Raw genomic sequence first — 21,132 nt, forward strand, 5'->3', positions numbered from 1 at the left:
CGACGCTATCAAAATCAAAGATTTTGATAGCGTCGGGATTCGCTACGCCTGCCTGCCTGCCGGTTTACATGCCGATTGGCATGCAGGCAGGCCCGCCTCGACTTCGTCTCGCGATGTCGGGCTGGGTTCACTGTTTACTGTTATCTGTGAGCGTTAGTTTTTTACGTTTTCTAACTCCTGTGAGCGTTAGCGAGCTTATTATACTATATTAACAGGATCAACCTCAACCTCCCAACTCCCGGCGGCCATTTCTAAGAGTGCGTTGCGGGAATGCAGGTCTTCAACTTCACCATTTTTCTTTTTGGGCCACTTGATGAGTATATACCAAATATATTTACCGGCAACTTTGGGAACAAATGCCGGCGCCGGACCTAGTACTTCACATTTTTCTGCTGCTAATCCGGACAATTTTTTGCTTTGCAGATTTTTAATTTGTGTTTTTAACTTTTGCGCCATTACTGCAGCTTCTTGTTGGGCTTTTTGAGGGCTTTTATCTTTAAAACTCAGCTTTATTAACTGAGAATAGGGAGGCCAGGAAAATATTTGTCGTTTTTTTAGCTCTTCTTCATAAAAAGGTTCAAATCTTTTAGATACACCATGTTTGAAAACGGACATTTCCGGGTGGTATGTCTGTATTAGGAGTCCTTTTTGGGTCATATGACGGAGTCTCCATATAGATTCAAATATTTTTTCAGCCGAGCGATACTCAGGAAGATAGAGAGCGGCATCAAGCATTAGTGCCACAGAGTAGTCGAGTTTCGGTAGCATGTAATCTTTTAGTGCTATCTGTGTTGCTATAAGGACGTTTGTATCTCCTTTTTTAAATCTGGCAAAGATCTCCTTTTGTTTATCTGTATTTGTCGCAACATCGCTGTCCATGTGTTCTATAGAAAGATGCGGAGCAACCCCTATAGCTTCTTTTAATGCTCTTTGCGTTCCGCCTCCTATCTCTCTTATTTTACTCCCATTGCAGGATGGGCAAATATTTGGCGCTGGTATTTTTTTTCCGCAATGGTGGCAAATAAGAATATGTGCACCCGCGGATTCATGTAAAACAGTTGGCGCTTCACATTCCGGGCAGTTCACAATATATCCGCAATCTCTGCAAATTATCGCTGAAGAGAGTCCTTTTCTTGTGATAAGCATTAATACTTTTTCATTTTTATTTAAATTTTTTAGCATATGTTCAACCTCCTCACTAAAGATAGACTTGTTATCTTTTTTGATTTCTTCGCGCATATCTATGAGTTTAGCCGGTGAAAGTTCTGATGGTTCTTTTATTAACTGCCATTCCTGATTTTTTGCTTTGTGATATTTTTCCACAGAAGGCAGTATATCTCCCTCAATAATATCTACGCCATATAAGTCACTTATTATTTCAGCGGTATGTCGTGTGTCAAACTTAGGATGCAGATCCCAGGATACGTGCGATGTATTGTTTTCATTTTCAATAATAATTGTTCTTAAGTTTTTAAGCGGTGTAAAAAGAACGGCTCTTGTGCCAAGTAAATTTTCTATATCGCCCGTGTAAGCATCTCGCCACGTATTACGCCAGCTTACCTGCGACATACCGCTGTTCACTACAGAGAATTTGTTTTTTTCAAACCTTTTTTCTTCATGTTCCAATTGTAGATACTGAGGCACAATCATAATTGTTCCTTCTTTTTCTAAATATTTTTTATAGTGTTTAGACCTGTCACTACCTATCAGCAATATTTTCTTTCCGGTATTTTTCTTATTTCTAGCAGGAGGTTCGGGGAGTTTTTTTAATAAATCCAAAAGCGGTTTGTTGGGCTTTGAAAAGAATGGCGGAAGCATGCGCTGTAGCATTAAACCAAAAGAGGAAAAATAGTAATCAGCAAGCGTGATTCCAAGTTTTATAAACTCTTCATTAAAAACAGGATGTGGAGTTAATTCATTTTTTATACCCCGAAGGGTAAAAGGAACTTTTTTTATGAATTGTTTTTGGTCTTTAGCGGAACCTACCTGCACCACAAGCGCTGCCACTTTCCTGCTCCCCAAAGGAACTTCAACAAGCTGCCCAACAGAAAAAGACTCCGCACTGTAGTAGGCGGGCATTTGAAGGCTTAGTCTGGGTAGCTTGGTTAAAGGTATAACGTAATATATGTACATATTATAAATATATAATAGCATCTTTCCGGAGTTGATGGGTTTAGAGTGTTTTTGTTTTCCACATAGTTATGTTCAATATAAATTTATCTGTGCTATAATAAATTATGTTGAGGGTTATGGTTTGTATTCCATGCTCTTGAGATTAGGTCGTAAAGGGTCGCGGGTTGCGATTTTAGTTCGCACTCTTAGTTTTAAAATTTGTATTATTATTAAAAAATTATATTTATGAACACAGTATTCTACGTTTTGGTGGCAGTTCTGCTTGTTGGAGCAGGCGCTTACTGGTGGTTTTTTATGAAAGGCCAGGGTGGCAAGAAAAAAGTTGATATGGCAGAGGGTGGACCTGCTCAATCACAAGAATCTACAGACATGAGTGGGGGAGAAACACCCACTGTAGAAAGTATTGAAAATACAGGATCCGGGCAAGACCAAAATCCGGCTGCGTAAATTTCAACTGTAAAAATAAAAAATACGCCATACGCCTGCCCACCTTTGGGGGATGTGGCGTATTTTTTATTTTTACAAATCACTTATAATTTGCTATTCTGACTTTAGTATGAATAACGACACCATACATGATCCTGATGTGCACATAATACTCCTTAACTGGAATAACAGCGAGGAGACTTTAACATGCCTGAGATCCCTTACTAAGGTTTCTTATAACAATTTTCAGGTTGTTGTTGTAGATAACGGTTCTACTGATAACTCTATAGAAAAACTAGAATCTTTTAGAAGCTCTAATCCTGTGTATCCTATAATAATATTAAAAAATGAGGAGAATAAAGGATTTGCTGGAGGTAATAATACCGGGTTTGAATACTCACTAAAAGAGGGAGTGGAATACGTCTTAATACTTAATAATGACACTACAACAGACGCAATGTTTTTGAGCGAACTTGTAGAGACTGCTGAAAAAAACAAAGATGTTGGAGTTGTCGGCGCCGCTGTTTATTTTACTGAGCCGCGCAACCTTTTGTGGTTTGGAGGAGATACCAAAATTGAGTGGCGCAAGATGGCAGATTCAATGTCATGCGAACTTTTTAGAAAGGAGTTACCTGAGTTTATGCCGCCCTTGGAGGTAAGCTTTATTACAGGAGCATGCATGCTGTTTAAAAGAGAAGTCTTGGAAAAAGTTAAAGGTTTTGATGAGAGATTTTTTTTATATTTTGAAGACGCAGATTTAAGTTTTCGTATTTCAAAGGCGGGGTATAAATTGATGTGGAATCCTAAAGCAAGAATTTGGCACAAGGTTTCCGCGACAACGTTAACGCAGGTGGGTTCTCCTAAGTTGCATTATTACCATACAAGAAATGTTCTCTTGCTGGGGGATAAACACGCTCCGTCCTGGATGAAAATATATAAACCTCTTTGGAGTATTTTTCAATTGAGTAAACAGTCTTTAAAGGTGGCGCTGGGAATTCACAGGGACGTATCCATGGGGATAATAAGAGGGATTTTGGATTATTACAGAAAGAGGTTTGGACAATATGAAAAGATACACAATAAATAATTAGTCATGATAAAAGTAGGAATAGATTGTCATAAGTTAGAGGATAAAACCGGCGCCCAGCGCGCGGGTATCGGACGCCATACTTACAGGCTTATAGAAGAGATAAGTCATAACAGGGAACTCTCAGAAAAGTTCCGTTTTTATTTGTATTTTAAAGGCCATATTCCTGATGACATACCTTTTTTAGAAAATGATATTTTTGTAAAAAGGGTGGCAAAATTGCCGTTTTTTATTCCTTTTTTTAGACCTTCTTTTAATATATTTTTTCATATAGCGCTTCCATTGTATATTGTAAAAGACAGAGTGAATGTTACTTTTTTCCCATCGTTTATGCTACCGGCATTTTTCCCGCCCGACATCGTAGCCAAGAGTTTGGTTGTCTTAACAAACGATATTTATTACGAGTACACGCAGGGTACTTTGCCTAAAAAATATAAAATAGGGTATCAATTATTTGCTAACTGGGCCGCGCGTTATGCCACACAAATTACAACTCAGACTTACGCCTCGCGGGAAGAGATAAGCGGATATTTTAATATTCCGAAAGAAAAAATAGTTGTTGTTCCTTTGGGTGCGGATATCGCCCAGACCAATGAAAGCACTGTGCCCGATGCAGAAAAACAAAATTATATATTTTATCTGGGACAGGCGTTCCCACGCAGGCATTTGAAAGAAACAATACAGGCATTTGAAATAATATCTCCTGAGTTTCCCGAGATTCAGTTTATAGCGGTTGGTGTAGATAAGTATAACCCGCCTGTTATTGATAAGTTGGTTGGTGAGGTTAACCAGAAGTTGGGAGACAGAAAGATACACAGGTTTGAGTTTGTAAGCGATGAAAGATTGGGGGAATTATATAAGAAAGCAAAGTTGTTTTGTTACATATCAAGCAGTGAGGCGATGGGCCTGCCTCCACTGGAGGCCTTAGCTTCAGGTACCGCTCCTGTCGTAGCTGATACCCCAACAACAAGGGAGATATTCGGGGATGCAGCATTTTTTGTAAAAAATCCTGACGACCCTAAAAATATCGCCGAAACACTGCGTGAGGCGTTGCAGAGTCGTGAAAAGCGTGAGAATATTGTAAGGAAACGCAAGCAGATATTGTCTAAATATACATGGAAAGGACATGCCGAAGAGATGGTGAAGTTGTTTGAGAAGGTGGCTTTAAAATAAAAACTCCCGGTGTGAACCGAGAGTTGATGGAAAGAACGATTAAACAGAGGGAACGCCTGTGTCGCGGGGGCCGGGGCGATGCATATCAAGCGCCTCTTGAGCAATCGCCTTTGCCCGTTTGCCTGTACGGGTCCACGGGTTTAATCTTCGAAGCATGGTTTGGAGACGAAGTAGGCGCTCTTCACGCGGCGTTATTGGACTTGTATCACCAACAGTAAACCTTTGCTGTGGGGGGTTAAAAAGAATCATTCTCGGCCCTTCGTGCCCTCTTTTCATCATTTACCTCCTTTTAAGGTACTGTAGAGTATTCAGAATATAACATATGTTTAAAAAAATGTCAACTCACGATATGCGTACATATAGGGAACTAATAACTCCATTAAATATTATTTTTACAACCGCATTTACGTTGGTTGTTTTGATTGCTTTTAATATTATTCCCCGTGAAGGGGCTTTTGTATTTTTTTTGTTGTATGCCTTGTTTGTTCTTTTTTATCCTATAGAGAGGGGAGTAGATCTCTTTTTGCGCTCTATTCCGTTTTTTATAGCGCTACCGATTACAGAGAGTTTTGATAATTTTAATATCTGGAGAATAATTTTAGCCCTCATTTTTATTAAGTGGTTTTTTGTTGAATATACAGGTTTTTTAAGCATCCGATGGTTTCAGGTTTGGATGAAGCGCAAGGCGAGCCCGAGGAGCGCAGCGGAGTTTACCGAGGGTATGGTAAATGGAGCGAGCACTGAAGGGCTCAACGTAGTGATTCGCCAAACCTGGAAGCATTATCGTTTGGAGGTGGCGGGTATCTTGTTTTTACTACTTGCCTCTGTTTCTGTTTTTGTAGGGCCCGATACAATAGCCGGCTTGATGCGCTTTGTTTTTATATTGAATGCTGTGATGTTATTTATTGTAATTCGTTCTCTTGTAATAAAGAATAAAGAGAACGCCATGAGCTTTGCAAAGAATTTTGCGTATTCAGGGATTTTGGCCGTGGCGTTTGGGTATGTGCAATTTATAGCGGCCTATTTTGTGCCCGCTTGGGTCTTCCATTATTGGTGGGGACAAATGGTATCTGTAGCGCAATACGGACAACAATGGGGGGACATAACCACAAATTTTGGTAATACCTGGTTTAGTTATTCCGGAAACACCTTGCGTTTGAGAATGTTCTCAACTTTTCCCGATTCTCATTCATTTCCTATGTATGTGATAATGACATTTCCGGCTTTGTTTATGTGGCTTTCGGGTCGGTTTGGAGCGGGTTTTCGGAGCCACTTAAGAGTAAGCTTAGTTTTATTTGTTGGTTTTGGGGTTATTAATTTAGCCCTTATTTTATCCGGTACACGGGGTATCTGGCTGGCATCGGTTGTTGCCTTGTTTGTTGTTGCTTTGTTTAAAGCGACAAAAATAGACAAAAAGTACAGAAGGATTGTTTTATCATCTCTACTTGTTTTTTTACTGATGTTTCCTTTGTATTTTGGAATAGTTAGCTTTAGGCAATTTCAGGACACAGAATTTGATACCTCGGCCTCATTTGCGCGAATAAGGAGCATTATTGATTTTGGGGAAACGTCAAACCAGGGGAGGATATTTATATGGAAAAAGAGTATTGAATATATAGTGCATAGTCCTGTTTGGGGTGTTGGCATCGGCAACTATCCGGTTGTTTTAAATGAACCGCAATCAGCATCGGCAGCCGGAGCGAGCGCGCATAATCTTTATTTGCACATAGCAAGCACTATAGGCATAATCGGTCTTTTAGCTTTTTTGTGGATGATGTTTGAGATAGTGAAAGAAAGTATTAAATACCTAAAAACACATGTGCAAAAAGGAGGGTCTGACCCTGCTTTGGGGCTGTATATTGCCATGATGCTGTTTTCTCTTGCCTGGGTTGGCGCGTACTTAATGACAGATGCCGCGCTTTACGACGGCAGGGCACTTCTTGGGTTTATGGCGATGATAGGAATGGGGGTTGGATTGATGCGTAAAAATACTTGATGCAAAGTAGGAATGTTTCGTTTTAGTACCGGAGTCGGCTCGCTTCCAGCGACGAGCCGCTCCTACGCTCTCGCCAAAAAACTCCTAAAGGAGACCAAGCTTTTTTGGCTCCGAGAGTTACTAAAACGAAACATTCCTACTTTGCTTTACTGTGTTATACTGATTTTAGTACATAAAGATTAAAGGAGGTTGTAAGTGGCTCATAAAGTAAAGCATGAACACTGTTTTTGTATAAGCAGGTCAGTGGGAAGAATTACTAATTCCCAATATAGAGTTTGTTGCGTATGTTATATAGATATATGGGATCCCCATGACCCTATAAAGAAAAAGGATAGATGGGAAAATATGAGCGAAGAAAAGAAAAATGCTTTACGTAATCGTGTATTCTAAAAGTTTTTATAAAAGCGGTTTTATGAACCGCTTTTTGTTATGTACATCTTTTCTGCTATAGCAGAAAAGATGTACATTTTATATTGAAAAAAATAATTATTTAATGTATGCTTTGTGTGATGTCGGGAAATCCCTGGCGTCAATGTACATATAAAGGAGGTTGCTATGGCGGAAATTTTTGTCAAAGGCGACATAAGTCTCGAAAAATATTTTGAGGCAGACGGAAAGCTGGCTGAGATAAAAAGACAGCTCAGGCAAAAGGGTGGATACCCTAAGGATATAGACGCTCTTATCAGCCATCTTCAGCTTGCGGTTGAAGGAGAGTTCACAGCTCCCCGCTTCAAGCGCGACATGAGCAAAGAAGCCGGGTGGACGCTTGGGAGTGATGTGGGTTTTGAGCCTGCTATCTCGAGTGTAGACCAGCTGGAGCTTGTCCAGTTCTTCAACTACGGCGAGGATTACATCTCAGGCGAGGAACTTGAGAAGCGAGCGAAAAAGCTCAATGCTAATTTCGGTCATAAGCATGCAGAGTGGCTACTGGAGAACCAAAACAAGATTCCAGAGAGTTGGCGTCAAACCTTCCTCCCATTCCCGGGAACTATCTGGTGGGACCTCAACGGCAACCGGCGCGTGTCGCGCCTCCTTTGGGCCCATGGTCTGTGGCACCTGGGCTTCAGCTTGCTCGACAACGGGTTCTACTCGCACCAGCGGCTGTTACGCCTCAGCAAGTAGCCCCGACGCCCTAAGGGGTCGGGGTCCCGACCGAAGCGTCGGAACTTCCGCACTTTGATTACTTGAGAGCCGGTTCGCCTTGCGCGAACCGGCTCTCAACCCGCAATTAATTGCGGGTTTTCTTTTTAGGATTTTATAGAATTTTCGGCAAGTCAGTTGCTTTGTGGTAAAATCAATATATATGGAGAGTCCTGAAGTTTCCGTACATCTAATTGTCTATAACGGCGAAAAGTATATAAAGCAGTGCCTGGAAGCTGTAAAAGCGCAGACATATGAAAATATAAAATTCCGTGTTTTTAATAATGCCTCTACCGACAAAACCATAAATATAATAAAAGAGGTTTCGCCCGAGACGGAAATAATAAATTTTGAAAAAAACTATGTTTTGGGTGGCGGGTTTAACAGGAGCTTATATTTTAGCGATTCGCCTTACGTTGTCGGATTGTCAGTAGATATTTTAATGGCGCCGGATTTTATAGAAAGTGCCGTGCGAACCATGGAAGATAAAAAGGACGCGGGGGTTTTGCAGGCAAAGATATTGCACTGGAATTATGAGGAAAATAAAAAAACAGATGTTATAGATACAACAGGGATGCAAATTTTTAGAAGCCGAAGAATTATAAACCGCGGGCACGGTGAAGAAGATAAGGGGCAGTATGATAAACAGGAAGAAATATTTTTATACGAAGGTGCTGTACCATTTTTTAGACGCAATGCGCTTGAGGATGTTAAAATAGTTAAATTCGGAAGATCTAATGCTCCTTATGCTGATAAGGGAGATAGCGAAAAATACCCATATGAATATCTGGACGAAGATTTTGTGTGGTACGCGGATGAAGTAGATTTGGGCTGGAGACTTCAGCTTGCGGGCTGGAAAACTTTTTACGATCCCGCTGTCATCGCATGGCATGACAGGCAGACAACTAAAAAACTCGCAGCAGGATATAGAGATTTTATTGAACAGAGAAAATTAGTCCCCGCGTTTAAAAGGAAATTAGATTTACAGAACCAGCGGCTTACCTTTATTAAAAATGATTTCTGGGTTAACATATTACTGGACGCTCCATTCTTTTTGAAAAGGGAGTTGTTTTTATTTATCTATGTGCTATTTTGGGAACGCTCTTCACTGTCTGCTTATCTTGGAATAATAAGATTAATGCCGAAAATGTTGCGTAAGAGGAGGATTATAATGCGTAATAAAAAAGTTGATAGAAAATATATAGCTAAGTGGTTTGAATAATTTTCACAAATCATGTTTTTAAATAATTTTACACCCGACCATTCGGTAAAGAACGATAACAGAGGACGAAAAAAGCTTATCTTGATGGGTGTTATTTTTGTTGTGTTGCTTGGAGTTAGCTTTTTTGTTTATCAGGCCTCAAATGTTCTTACCATTGCGGGCAGTGCTGAGGGTGTTGGTGTATATAAAGATTTTAAAGTTGATGAAGAAAAAAACAGGCTGGACATTCTTATTTTAGGTATACGAGGCGCGGGAGATCCTAACGGGGGACTTCTTGCCGATACCATAGTGTTGTTAAGTATTGATAAAGAAAAAAAGAAGGTTGCCATGGTTTCGTTGCCACGCGATTTGTATGTCGAAATGCCGGATCATCCAAGACCTGAGAAAATAAACTTTGCCTATGCTCTTGGCGAGCAAAGAAAGCCGGGAGAAGGGGGGCTCACTCTTTCAAAAGAAGTTATTAAGTATGTTACCGGAGTATATGTTGACCACGCTGTTGTTATAAACCATGCGGGGTTTGAAAGAATAATTGATATAATGGGAGGTGTTACTGTGTACAGAGATACTCCTTTTTATGAAACCCAGCAATGGCAAGGTGAAGGGAGAGCTGGAAGCCCTTATTGGTACAAGGAAATAGTAAAACAGGAAACAGAAGTTAGTGAACCCAGCCCGACATCGCAAGACAAAGTCGAGGCGGGCGGGCAGAAAACTCCGCAAAACGACGAAGCCGCCATGGAGCAGGGAGAGAGCGAGGAAATAGAGGATGAAGGCGCTGTGGCAGAGGAGACAACAGAGGCCCCACCTCAGGAATATTGGGTATTCCGTGTACCTGCCGGAACATCCACACTTTATGGCAAGGATGCTCTTTATTATGTCCGTTCGCGTTATTCAAGTTCGGATTTTGACAGAGCAAGACGCCAGCAACAGGTACTTGAATCTCTTAAAGAAAAGGCATTTTCTCTTGGAGTTCTTGGTAATCCTGTTAGAATCTTTGATATAATGGATACTGTGGGTAAAAATATTAGAACAGATATGGGATTGGGGGATATAAGAGAAACAGTTTCTCTTGCTCAGGAATACGCGCAGGTATCTATTGAGGGCGGGGTGCTGGACACTTCTGAAGAAAGCATTTTGAGAGCCGACTCTGTGAACGGCAGTTATGTTCTTTTACCGAAGAGCGGAGATTTTACGGAGGTAAGAAATTATTTTAGGAATATATTTGGGGAATAGTTGCAGTATCTTTATTTAAAATGCAATTTTAAACTATTTTATAAATGGAAGAAAAAAAAGAAAACATGTCTTTAAAACAAGAGACTGTTAAAAATCTTAATAAAAAAGAAAAACGGCTCAAGAATCGTTTTGGTCGTTTTATTATTGTGACACTGTTAATGGGGGGTGGTTTTTTGGCAGGTTTTGTAGCAGGGCGTATTCCCGCAGGTATTTTACAACCCGCAGGAGATATTAATTTCAAGCATCTTTTTAATCAGGAGCAAGGAGTTGAATTTTCTTTAGTTGAAGATGTTTGGAATATTATTAATGAAAAACATGTAGGTAAAGATGAGATAGATAAGCAAGCCTTAATATTTGGCGCGATACGCGGAATGATTAGAGAGTTGGATGATCCGTACTCTGTGTTTTTTGATGCTAGCGAGACAGAAGATTTTTTAACTAGTGTTAGTGGGCATTTTGAAGGAGTAGGCATAGAGATAAGTATAAAGGACGGTTTTTTGACGGTTATAACCCCGTTGAAGGACACGCCCGCGGCAGGTTCGGGAATTCGGGCCGGGGATATTATAGTAAAAATTGATGGAGAAGATACCCGGGACATTACACTGGAGGAAGCTGTCTCAAGGATTCGCGGTCCCAGGGGCACCCAAGTAGTCCTAACTGTTTTACGTGAAGAGAGCGAGGAAGTTGATATTTCAATAATTAGAGACAGGATAGATGTTCCAAGTGTTGAGTGGGAGCTTATTGAAGAGAATATAGCTTATATTGAGTTAACGCATTTTTCCGAAATAACATCTGATGATTTTACTAAAATAGCGCAGGAAATTTTAGAGTCTCCCGCAGATAGAATAATTGTAGATTTACGAAATAACCCGGGCGGTTTTTTGGACGTGTCCATAGATGTGGCGGGGTGGTTTTTTGAGAAAGGAGCGACCGTGGTTATAGAAGAAACCACGAGTGACGGAAACAGAAAACACGTGAGTTCCGGTCCGGGGTCTTTGGCTGGTTTTCCTGTTGTCGTTTTGCAAAATCAGGGCTCAGCATCGGCTGCTGAAATTTTAGCCGGCGCCTTAAGGGATAATTCAGGAGCTGAAATTGTTGGTGAAAAAAGTTTTGGTAAAGGGTCTGTGCAGGCCTTTGAAAACTTGCCGGGAGGCACAAGTATTAAAATAACAGTCGCGCGTTGGTTAACCCCGTCCGGACAGTATATTAACGATAAGGGTATTGAGCCTACTATTCCTGTTGAATTTGGCGGCAACGCAGGGGAAGACGATGACCCGCAAAAAAATAGAGCAGTGGAAGTTATAAAAGGGTTATAGTAAAAAATTTAAGCAATCCTGGTAATTTAAAAAAATTAGCACATCTTGACTATTGTGGTATACTGTAAATGTTGTAAATTTTGTTGGTGCTATAAATTGCCAAAAGAGGAATAAAATATAAATGTTAGCTATACTAATAAAATGAAAGTCATCTTACTACAAGATATAAAAAATATCGGTAAAAAGTGGGAAGTAAAAAAAGTTTCAGACGGTTACGCCCGCAATTTTTTGCTTCCTAAAAAACTGGTTCGGGCGGCAACACCGGAAGCATTGCAGGAACTTAAGGCAGATATGGAAAAACAAGAGGTTGTAGCGACAGAAGATCTTGAGCAGGTAGAAGAGTTGGTAGCGTCTCTTGACGGGTATGAGCTTGTTCTTCAAGAGAAAGCGGGGAACACAGGCAAGCTTTACGCGGGTTTAACTGAGGACAAGATTCTAAAAGAGCTTAAGAAAAAGGGCTTTAAAATAAAAAAAGCCTCAATTAGGATGGATAATCCAATAAAAGAGGTTGGAGAATACGAGGTTGTATTGGAGTTTGACCACGGCTTAGAGGCCGAAATTAAAATAATAGTAGAGTCTTTAGAATAAACGATTTAAAAGATGGCAAAATTTATATTTGTGGTGGGGGGAGTGATGAGCGGCGTAGGCAAGGGGGTCGCTACATCAAGCATAGGCGCGCTTTTAAAAGCGCGCGGTTTTAATGTTACAGCTGTAAAAATAGACCCCTATCTTAATGTGGACGCCGGCACAATGAACCCCGTTGAGCATGGTGAGGTGTTTGTTACCGATGACGGGGTTGAAAGCGATCAGGACCTTGGAAACTACGAAAGATTTCTTAATGTAGATATGTCAACTGTAAATTATATGACAGCGGGGAGGGTTTATCAGACAGTTATTCAGAAAGAGAGAAATCTTGAATATGGCGGTAAGACGGTTGAGGTTGTGCCGCATGTTACAGAAGAGGTGATAAACAGATTAAAAAAGGCAGGGAAAGACACAAAGGCAGATTTTGTTATGGTTGAAATAGGGGGCACGGTAGGGGAATATCAAAATGTGATTTTTTTAGAGGCGGCGCGTATGATGCATTTGAGAAACCCGGAGGAAATTTTGTTTGTTATGGTTACGTATCTTCCGAAACCTGACATGGTGGGGGAAATGAAAACAAAACCAACTCAACATGCGGTACGTTTTTTAAATTCGGCAGGTATACAGCCGGATATTATTATTGCACGCAGTGGACAGCCCTTGGATAATCCGCGAAAGAAAAAAATATCAATTTTTTGCAATATATCCGAAGACCGGATTATATCAGCACCGGACATAAAGACAAGCATATACGAGATTCCTGTAAATTTTGAGAAGGAGAATGTGGGAAAAATTGTTCTTAATCATTTTGGTTTAAAGGAAAGAAAGGCAGATCTTAGCGAGTGGAATTCTTTGGTTAAAAAAATATATAAATCGCTGGATAACAATAAAAAAGAAGAGAAAAATGTTAAGATTGGTATTGTTGGAAAATATTTTGAAACGGGTAAATTTGTACTATCGGACGCCTATTTATCTGTTATAGAAGCGCTAAAACATGCAGCGTGGCAGGATAATTTGGGAATTGATTTGGACTGGCTTAACGCGGATGATTTTACTTTACTGAACTCAGCGCAAATCAAAAAAACTCTTTCTAAATATGATGGAATTATTGTTCCGGGAGGTTTTGGAGAAAGAGCAATAGAGGGCAAGATAAATGTTATTAAATATTGCAGAGAGAACAACATTCCTTTTTTTGGACTTTGTTACGGCATGCAACTTGCAGTTGTGGAGTACGCGCGAAATGTATGTGGGTTAAAAGAAGCGCACACAACAGAGATAAACAGAGACACAAAATACCCGGTTGTAGATGTTATGCCTGAACAGAAAAATAATTTAAGAAAAAAGAACTTCGGCGCAACAATGCGCCTGGGAGCGTATCAGTGTGAGTTAACTCCGGGAACTAAAGCGTACAAGCATTACGGAAAACAATTAAAAATCTCAGAGAGACACAGGCATCGTTATGAGGTAAATAATGAATATAAAAACCAGCTTGAAAAAGCAGGGCTCATAATTTCAGGCATAAATCCTGAAAAGGGTTTGGTGGAAATAGTAGAACTTTCAAAGCATAAATTTTTTATAGCAACACAGTTTCACCCGGAGCTAAAAAGCAGACCATTTAATCCACATCCGCTATTTAGAGCTTTTATAAAGACCGCTTCAAAACATGAGACCACCAGTTGTTGATGATGCTTAAGACCAAATATACGCTGTATATTTGTGGCGTTATATATTTGAGTTTGTAAATAATAATCTATTAAAAGAGAGACGGCCGTCTCTCTTTTAATAGATTATCTCCACAACCGCATAAAAAAACCCGCCAAGGAGCTTGTCATGAGCTTGCCGAATGGCGGGTTTTTTTATTTTTCACTGTTCACTGTTTTCTGTTATCTTTTTTTAGAGCACATCTACTACTTTAATTTTTTTCTGTCTTCCGTCAAATTTTTGTTTTCTTTTTTCTCGAAACTTTACTATGCCATTGCGCATTGCGTAAAGAGTGTCATCCGCACCCTGTTTTACATTTTCTCCCGCGTGAAATTTTGTTCCTCGTTGGCGCACGATAATCATGCCCGCTTTTATTTTTTGACCGCCAAAAATTTTAACCCCAAGACGTTTGCTTTTTGAATCTCTTCCTAATTTGGTTGAACCTGATGCTTTTGTCTTTGACATAGTTTTATTTTACTATCCGCTTTATTAATGGTATTTTGTCTTTGATGAAAAAAGACTTATATATTACTTTAATTTTCTCTCTAAGCCTTTTAACTGTATTTTCTTTAGGTTATTTTAGCGCAAATTTGGTAAAATTGCAAAAACCACCTTTAGTTATTGAGAAAATTACCAATGATTCAAATTATACCCAAGAAAACGAGATTATGCAAGAGGGGGAGGTAGTAGCAAGCGCAAACAGCGATAAATATCATTATTTAAGCTGTCCGGGCGCAAAGCGTATAAAAGAAGAGAATAAAATATATTTTAAAGATGCTGAGGAAGCTTTGCGTGCCGGCTTTGTTTTGGCAGGAAATTGTAAATAGATATAATTTTTTTAATAATGTTAAAATAAAGTTATGTTAGAAAATATCAAAAAAGCGTATTTAATAGGTATAAAAGGTGTAGGCATGACCGCTTTGGCGCAGATTTTACAAAGCAGGGGAGCGGAGGTTTTAGGTTCTGATACAGAAGAGAAATTTTTTACAGATGAAGTTTTAAAAAAATTAAATATCCACGTTATTGAAAATTTTTCTCCAAAAAATATTCCCGGCGATGCGGATATTATCATTCGGTCTGTTGCGTACACAAAAGAAAATAATATTGAAGTTGCTGAAGCCAAAAATAGGGGAGTGCCTGTAATTACATATCCGGAGGCTTTAGCGGAACTTTTTAATAAATCATATGGAATTGCGGTTTGCGGTTCGCATGGAAAGAGTACCACGGCGGCAATGCTTGGTTATGTTTTAGAATACGCGGGATATGACCCTACGGTGGTTGTGGGAAGCAGGGTAAATAAATGGCAAAGCAATGCTCGTGCGGGAGGTTCAAAGTACTTTGTTATTGAGGCGGACGAGTACAAGGAGGCATTTTTGAAATATAAACCAAAAGTTATTGTTTTAACGAATATTGATTATGACCACCCGGATTATTTTAAAGATGAACATTCCTATCGAAACGCTTTTCAAAAATTTATGTTTGAAAATATAGAAGCTCAAGTAATAGACGGCAGAGAGGTGGAAAAAAAAGAAGAATTTAACCTAAAACTTATAGGTGAGTACAACCAGAAAAACGCTAATTGCGCGTATCAAGCTGCGCTAAAAATAGGTGTTGAGCCCCTTCTTGCTAAAAAAGCTATTGAAGAGTTTGATGGGATAGCAAGACGTTTTGAGAGTAAAGGAGAGTACGGCGGCGCTAAGTTGTATGACGATTACGCGCATCATCCAACCGAAATTAGCGCTTTAATTGAAGGTGTGCGGAAAAGTTATCCGAACAGAAGAATTATAATACTTTTTCAGCCGCATACTTATTCAAGAACTGAGAGTCTTTTTGATAATTTTGTGCAATCTTTGAGAAGTGCAGACAAGGTGTATATTTTAAAGACGTATTCCTCGGCCAGGGAAACTCCTTCGACAGGCTCCGCGCCAAAGGGCGGGCAGGCAGGACAAGACCCTTCGGCAGGCTCCGCGCCAAAGGGCGGGCAGGCAGGACAAGACCCTTCGGCAGGCTCAGGACAAGGAGGGGAAGATGTGTCGGGCAAAAAGCTTGCAAAAGAACTTAATGCATCATATTTTGAAAATTACCAAGAGGCGGCTAAAACAATAAAGAAAGATTTGAGTGACTCTGTTTTGTTTATAACTGTGGGGGCGGGGGATGGCTGGAGAGTTTCGGATATTTTAAATAATGATTCGCAATAAAAAAGTCCTTCGTTTAAAACGAAGGACTTGAAAAGAACTATTTGTTTTTGCAACCGCGAAATACTTCGCGGTTTTTATTTTAAGGATACACCTGACCAGACGACAACAACGACACACCCTTAACTTGTGGTTTCAAAACATGCTTCTATTTCTCTTTCTGCAGGCTTGCCAAGGGGATTAAAACCTTCGTCTTGTTCAGGGTTTTCAAGTAGCCATATGTTTGTTGCCCACCAATAAATTCCCGATACATGTTCTTTTAGCGCTTTGCACGAAGCTTTGTAAAACATGCGTTGTGCTTCCATGTCTATGGAGGTATTGTGGTCCCAAATCCACGAGCTCCTAAAGGATCCTTTTTGCGCAGAGGTGCCGAGCTCGGTTATTACTAGTGGTTTTCCTATGCTTTCTGCTTGTGTTGCAATATCCTGAATCCATGGTTTCCATGCGTTTATTATGTCTTCTTCTGTTGCATTTTCTGCACTTACATCTAAAAAGTAAAAGGCATCTATGCTTATAAAATCAAGGGCATGCCAAGGCATTTCCGGGGGTATAAGGCGGTTTGCTGAATATGTCATTTGTCCGGAATATGTTCCACGCAGGTCTTTGATTAGGTTTTCCCAATCTTCGGTGTACTTTTCCATTGAAGTGAGTTCTGTACCTATTGTAAAGAATTCCACCTCTTCATTCTCAGCGAGTTTTGCGTAATCAATAAGTATCTTTGCGTAAGTTTCAAACCATTTTTCTTTGTCTTTTGGTTCTATTGTACCTCTCCATTCACTTGTATATCTGCCTGAAGAATTGTAAGAAATATTTTGTTCGTCCAGGAAAGGTCTTAACATTATACTGAATCCACGCATTTTTGCACTACGAATAATAAAGACAATCTCTTCATTTTTCGGAGTAAAATTTTCATCTTTGTATACAGTAGAAGATGCGTACGAATCTTGGTAAAGGGGAATGTTGATGCTTATGCTGTTTATGTTATTTTCCGTAAGTTTGTCCAGTATTTTATCTATTTTCCATTTAAGAGATTCAAGATCTTCGTAGTCATTTTTGTAAACAAGTATTCCTATTCCTGCCTGAAAATCATTGGGAGAATTTCGAGGGTTGGCCACCCTTGTGTGCGAAGGAGTAGTTGTAGTACTTTTCTTGGAAGATGCTTCTTCTTCAACACCTATTTCTGTTTCAAAAATAGAAATAGGTGAGTTTTCTGGCACATCTACCTCCACTGTTTCTTGGGTAGTTGCTTCCTTTATATCTTTAGTTTCCGCAACATTTGTTTTAGCTATCCATAACACGTATGTTATGCCAATGAGGAGAAGTATCGAAATAATACTTGTAACACCTCTGGTGATTGTTTCTTTTCGGCTCACTCAAACCTCCTTTTTTATTACTTCAAAACTAAAGTCCTTTTTGATAAATTGTATCATTCCCAAAAATGCTGAAATACCCTCAATGAGCGTTATCGCATAAACAAGAGGAATCGTAACCCATGGGTGTGGATTTATTTTCTTATGCTTCCCCTTCTTATTTTTTCGTGTTTGTGTTGATACGCTGGCATTTATTTTGTTGCCTTCAATGTATTGCCATATATGATAGGCAAGATTGAATGACCACAAAAATATAATCCACAGCGCTACGGGTGATGTGTTGTTTACCCCCAAAATCCTTGATGCAATAAATACAACTGCCACAAATTGAAATAGACCAACAAGCCAGTAGAATACGCTATACAACAGAGGCAACCTTATTTTTAAGCTGAATCTTTTGTCAAAAACTACTCCAAGAATTCCGGTAGCCCAGCGTTTGCGTTGATTAATAAAATCACGCAAATTAGCAGGGGAAGCGCCGTAAGAGTAAGAATTAAGCGACGCCGATTTACCCGGGTATTTTTGCGCAAAAGAAAGCCCAAAATAGGCATCTTCAGCAAGTGTAGGTCCAAAATCCCAACCTATTTCTTCTTCTATGTCAGCACGTATTAGGAGATGCTCTCCATGTAATCCGGCCAGGGGAGTACCTAAATCACCTGTGAATAATTTGAACCGGGTTATATCCTCAATTGGCCTAATACCATCTGCACGTTTGCAAAACCATGACGTTGAAAGCTGATAAGGAAATGTAAGTATGCCTTGAGCTAAATACTTATTACCATGTTCGGTTTCAATAAACTCAGCTATGGAGGATATTGTATCCTTTCCCACATGCGTATCATCATCCAGGTGATAAATATAAACATCAGGATGATTTTCTTTCAACTTCGTTCTTAGTTCTGTGGCAAAGTGATTTGCGCGTGCTTTGTACTTTGTGTCATGGGGCGTAGTGTAGTTTCTGGGAACTTCTATAATATTTACCTTTTTTTCGTTCTGCATTATTTTTTTTAATTCCCTTTTTGCTTCTGAATCTTGTTCTATGATTAAATCGATACGGAAATTTATCATATTTGCCGGAGCTAATCGCAGAATTGATTCCGTGACACGCAAAAGAGGCGACAATGTATCTTTGCGACATATTGTAGGAACGATAAATATTACTAATTTGTCTGTTTTACCTGAAAAATTAGACCTAATTACCTTTTTGCTAAGTATTATCCTTGAAAAGCCCAAAACGGCTATAGGAAAATTTAGTGACCAAAAAACACTCAAATACCAGTTAAATGCTCCGCTTTTTGGAGAGCTGATAAAAAGACATAAGGCTGCGATAACAGCGTACAGCGCTACAAATTTTAACGCACTTACGGAGACTGTTTGTTGTTTGTGTCGCAGTTTACTTATGCGCTTTTCCTTGCGGGTAAAAGTTAGCAGTGCCACCTTCTTTCTACCTCCTTTCTATTTTGTTTTTAAGGAACAGTATACTGTGTATAGTATACTGTATATATTTGTTTGGTCAAATATAGCTGAGGGTCTTTACTTTAAGCTCTTTACTTGTTTTAGCTTATTTAATATAAAAATCTGATGTTTTGCGTGTCTTTTGGATTAGTTGTGCTAGCTTATCCTTTAATTCTCTATTTTCAACCAAAAAAAGACTTGTTGCGTCGGCTCTGTTGGTGGATTAATTTTTGTGGCAGGTGTTTTTAAAATTGTGTTTCTTGTGGTACGGTATTAAATAGTTCTATCTAAAACATAAGGGTATTAGAAACAGAAGGAGGTTTAAATGTGAAAAAACTTTGGCCAACTCTTTTTTTGTTTTTATTTACGTTACAGGCCTGTTTTGGACCCACAACAGATGCTACAACACCTAAGAGCAGTAGCGTAAAAACAACAAGTACATCAACTACGTCTCTTGTACAGGAAGATGTAAAAGAGGTTGATGATTTGTTTTTTGCTGACAACGAAGTGCGTATATGGATTGATTTAAAATATTCGATTCATATGCAGGGTATTTTAGATATGTTAAATAACGAGCAAGGATGGAGTAGGGTTGGCCTGACCTTTATTTCAGAAGAAGACAGGGGGTTGGCAGATATTATTATAATTCCGCGAGAAAAATGGAGTGAGGTGGAGAGGTTTTGCGCGGGAAAAAAGAATGTAGCCGGATGCGCGGGGCAATATGTAACAATCGGCGGCGATTATACGTGCACGATTCAAGTGAAGGCTCCCGGTGAGACCCTTAGAGAAGAAGGATATTTATCTATAGTAAACCATGAGATTGGTCATTGTCTTGGTGTAAAGCATAGCGAGGTGCGGGGCGAGCTTATGTATGAATCTTTGAGTTACCGCGCGATGAAAGAGATAATATATCCTACAGAGGAGGACATTAAAAAATCTAAAGAGTTTTTTGAGATTTTAAAAACAAAAACGGCCAGATAGTATAGGCCGTTTTTTATTTTTCCAGACTGTTTCCGCCGTGGAATTTTTTATGTATTTCTTTAAGGCGCTTGTTGGTCAGGTGTGTATATATCTGGGTTGTCGCTATGTTTTTGTGACCAAGAAATTCCTGAACACTTCTTAAATCCACACCTTGCGCGAGAAGATCAGTTGCGTAAGTGTGGCGAAGGACATGGGGTGTAACTTCAACTGGCAAGCCCGCCATTATGCCATATCTTTTTATGGATTCTTGAATACTTCTTACAGAAAGGCGCCTGTCATCACTTGTTGAGTTACTGTAATTTATAAATAGTGCCTTGTCTGTATCTAATGTTCTTTTTTCCATATATTTCTTTAACCAGTCCATGGCCCGGGGAGAAAAAAATATTGTCCGTGTTCTTGATCCTTTACCGGTTATACTCAATTCAAAAACATCATCTGTGTTTTTCATACTTATTTGATCTCGATTAAGGGCAACAAGCTCTGCTATACGAAGTCCTGTGGAAAATAAAACTTCCATTATAGTCCTATCGCGCAAGCCATTTTCGGTGTTTATGTCCGGCATTTCCAATAGTTTCTGCATTTGTTCCAGTGTCAGGAACTTCACGGAGTCCTTTTTAGCGTCTTTAGGCAGCTTTACCTTGTTTGATGGCAGTGATGTGATATCTCGGTCGCTAAAGTAGTCTAAAAGCGCTCTCAGGGCCACCAGGTAGTAATTTTGGGTACTTTTAGCCAGGTTCTTGCCGTTTTTTGTCTTATATTTCCTTGCAAGAAACAATCTATAGTCCCATACATGTTCAGGAGTAAGCTGGTGGGGGAGTAGACCTTCGTTGTTAGTCTCTTTTAGCCATTTTTTTAGAATATTTAAATATCTTTGGTAGTTTACCTGAGTATTATTACTCAGGCCTTTTTCTACCTCACAATAATCCAAAAATCCGGATATATGGTTTTTTATGGGTTTGTCTGAGTTATACATAGGGAAGAGGGGGTTATTGTATGTAGTATAGCATAATACTTTGGTTCGCACAATATAGGTAAAGCGAAGTTAATAGTGTGTACTATTAACCTCGCTTTACCTGATTAGGTTTTGCGAAGTATGGACACTTTCTACTTCGCAAAACCTAA

General features: G+C 39.5%; 19 protein-coding genes. 13 read left to right on the top strand and 6 right to left on the bottom strand.

What is annotated here, in order from left to right; all coding sequences use genetic code 11:
* Nucleotides 1-198 precede the first annotated feature (198 nt).
* Nucleotides 199-2,133, bottom strand: a complete 1,935-nt coding sequence (gene priA / locus WDZ40_01225) for a primosomal protein N' (protein MEX0877467.1) — start codon at nt 2,131-2,133, stop codon at nt 199-201.
* A 225-nt stretch (nt 2,134-2,358) separates the two neighbouring features.
* On the opposite strand from priA, the gene WDZ40_01230 reads away from it, so the two are divergent.
* The 3 genes from WDZ40_01230 (at nt 2,359) to WDZ40_01240 (ending at nt 4,819) form a co-directional block, all read left to right on the top strand.
* Entirely contained in the window at nt 2,359-2,580 is a 222-nt protein-coding gene (locus WDZ40_01230; protein MEX0877468.1) for a hypothetical protein, read from the top strand.
* Between the two features lie 109 nt (nt 2,581-2,689).
* On the top strand, nt 2,690-3,646 hold the full coding sequence (locus WDZ40_01235; GenBank protein ID MEX0877469.1) for a glycosyltransferase family 2 protein: 957 nt from the start codon (nt 2,690-2,692) through the stop codon (nt 3,644-3,646).
* Between the two features lie 6 nt (nt 3,647-3,652).
* The gene (locus WDZ40_01240; protein MEX0877470.1) at nt 3,653-4,819 is read left to right on the top strand and encodes a glycosyltransferase family 1 protein; all 1,167 of its coding nucleotides are present in this window, start codon (nt 3,653-3,655) and stop codon (nt 4,817-4,819) included.
* 39 nt (nt 4,820-4,858) lie between these two features.
* Here WDZ40_01240 and WDZ40_01245 read toward each other — a convergent pair whose 3' ends face one another.
* A complete protein-coding gene (locus tag WDZ40_01245) occupies nt 4,859-5,095 on the bottom strand; it encodes a hypothetical protein (protein ID MEX0877471.1) in 237 nt (78 codons plus the stop codon).
* A 46-nt stretch (nt 5,096-5,141) separates the two neighbouring features.
* On the opposite strand from WDZ40_01245, the gene WDZ40_01250 reads away from it, so the two are divergent.
* The 7 genes from WDZ40_01250 to WDZ40_01280 all read left to right on the top strand — a co-directional run bounded on the left by WDZ40_01250 (nt 5,142) and on the right by WDZ40_01280 (nt 13,991).
* Nucleotides 5,142-6,815, top strand: coding sequence for an O-antigen ligase family protein (locus tag WDZ40_01250; protein MEX0877472.1), 1,674 nt, complete (start codon nt 5,142-5,144; stop codon nt 6,813-6,815).
* Between the two features lie 555 nt (nt 6,816-7,370).
* Nucleotides 7,371-7,937, top strand: a complete 567-nt coding sequence (locus tag WDZ40_01255) for a hypothetical protein (GenBank protein MEX0877473.1) — start codon at nt 7,371-7,373, stop codon at nt 7,935-7,937.
* 181 nt (nt 7,938-8,118) lie between these two features.
* Nucleotides 8,119-9,177 (top strand): glycosyltransferase family 2 protein, encoded by a 1,059-nt coding sequence (locus tag WDZ40_01260; protein ID MEX0877474.1) that lies wholly within the window; start codon nt 8,119-8,121, stop codon nt 9,175-9,177.
* A gap of 12 nt (nt 9,178-9,189) precedes the next feature.
* Entirely contained in the window at nt 9,190-10,407 is a 1,218-nt protein-coding gene (locus tag WDZ40_01265; protein ID MEX0877475.1) for an LCP family protein, read from the top strand.
* Nucleotides 10,408-10,451: 44 nt separating this feature from the next.
* A complete protein-coding gene (locus tag WDZ40_01270; GenBank protein MEX0877476.1) occupies nt 10,452-11,723 on the top strand; it encodes a S41 family peptidase in 1,272 nt (423 codons plus the stop codon).
* 141 nt (nt 11,724-11,864) lie between these two features.
* Nucleotides 11,865-12,311, top strand: coding sequence for a 50S ribosomal protein L9 (gene rplI, locus WDZ40_01275; GenBank protein MEX0877477.1), 447 nt, complete (start codon nt 11,865-11,867; stop codon nt 12,309-12,311).
* Between the two features lie 12 nt (nt 12,312-12,323).
* A complete protein-coding gene (locus WDZ40_01280; GenBank protein ID MEX0877478.1) occupies nt 12,324-13,991 on the top strand; it encodes a CTP synthase in 1,668 nt (555 codons plus the stop codon).
* A gap of 210 nt (nt 13,992-14,201) precedes the next feature.
* Here WDZ40_01280 and rpmA read toward each other — a convergent pair whose 3' ends face one another.
* Nucleotides 14,202-14,474: a 50S ribosomal protein L27 gene (gene rpmA, locus WDZ40_01285; GenBank protein MEX0877479.1), complete on the bottom strand. Its 273-nt coding sequence runs from the start codon at nt 14,472-14,474 to the stop codon at nt 14,202-14,204.
* A 44-nt stretch (nt 14,475-14,518) separates the two neighbouring features.
* Here rpmA and WDZ40_01290 point away from each other — a divergent pair, with 44 nt between their 5' ends.
* Both WDZ40_01290 and WDZ40_01295 read left to right on the top strand, forming a co-directional pair.
* Complete coding sequence (locus tag WDZ40_01290; protein MEX0877480.1) at nt 14,519-14,836, top strand: hypothetical protein; 318 nt, start codon at nt 14,519-14,521, stop codon at nt 14,834-14,836.
* A 33-nt stretch (nt 14,837-14,869) separates the two neighbouring features.
* Nucleotides 14,870-16,207, top strand: a complete 1,338-nt coding sequence (locus tag WDZ40_01295; protein ID MEX0877481.1) for a Mur ligase domain-containing protein — start codon at nt 14,870-14,872, stop codon at nt 16,205-16,207.
* Nucleotides 16,208-16,326: 119 nt separating this feature from the next.
* Here WDZ40_01295 and WDZ40_01300 read toward each other — a convergent pair whose 3' ends face one another.
* Together WDZ40_01300 and WDZ40_01305 are read right to left on the bottom strand one after the other, a co-directional pair.
* Complete coding sequence (locus tag WDZ40_01300) at nt 16,327-17,577, bottom strand: hypothetical protein (GenBank protein ID MEX0877482.1); 1,251 nt, start codon at nt 17,575-17,577, stop codon at nt 16,327-16,329.
* The gene (locus tag WDZ40_01305; protein MEX0877483.1) at nt 17,578-19,011 is read right to left on the bottom strand and encodes a glycosyltransferase family 2 protein; all 1,434 of its coding nucleotides are present in this window, start codon (nt 19,009-19,011) and stop codon (nt 17,578-17,580) included. It lies immediately after the preceding gene.
* A gap of 345 nt (nt 19,012-19,356) precedes the next feature.
* Here WDZ40_01305 and WDZ40_01310 point away from each other — a divergent pair, with 345 nt between their 5' ends.
* Nucleotides 19,357-20,010 (top strand): matrixin family metalloprotease, encoded by a 654-nt coding sequence (locus WDZ40_01310; GenBank protein ID MEX0877484.1) that lies wholly within the window; start codon nt 19,357-19,359, stop codon nt 20,008-20,010.
* Between the two features lie 13 nt (nt 20,011-20,023).
* Here WDZ40_01310 and WDZ40_01315 read toward each other — a convergent pair whose 3' ends face one another.
* Nucleotides 20,024-20,983, bottom strand: a complete 960-nt coding sequence (locus WDZ40_01315; protein MEX0877485.1) for a tyrosine-type recombinase/integrase — start codon at nt 20,981-20,983, stop codon at nt 20,024-20,026.
* Nucleotides 20,984-21,132: the final 149 nt, after the last annotated feature.

This window comes from Candidatus Spechtbacterales bacterium (assembly GCA_040879145.1).
Taxonomy (GTDB): Bacteria; Patescibacteriota; Minisyncoccia; order Spechtbacterales; family 2-12-FULL-38-22; genus JAWVZY01.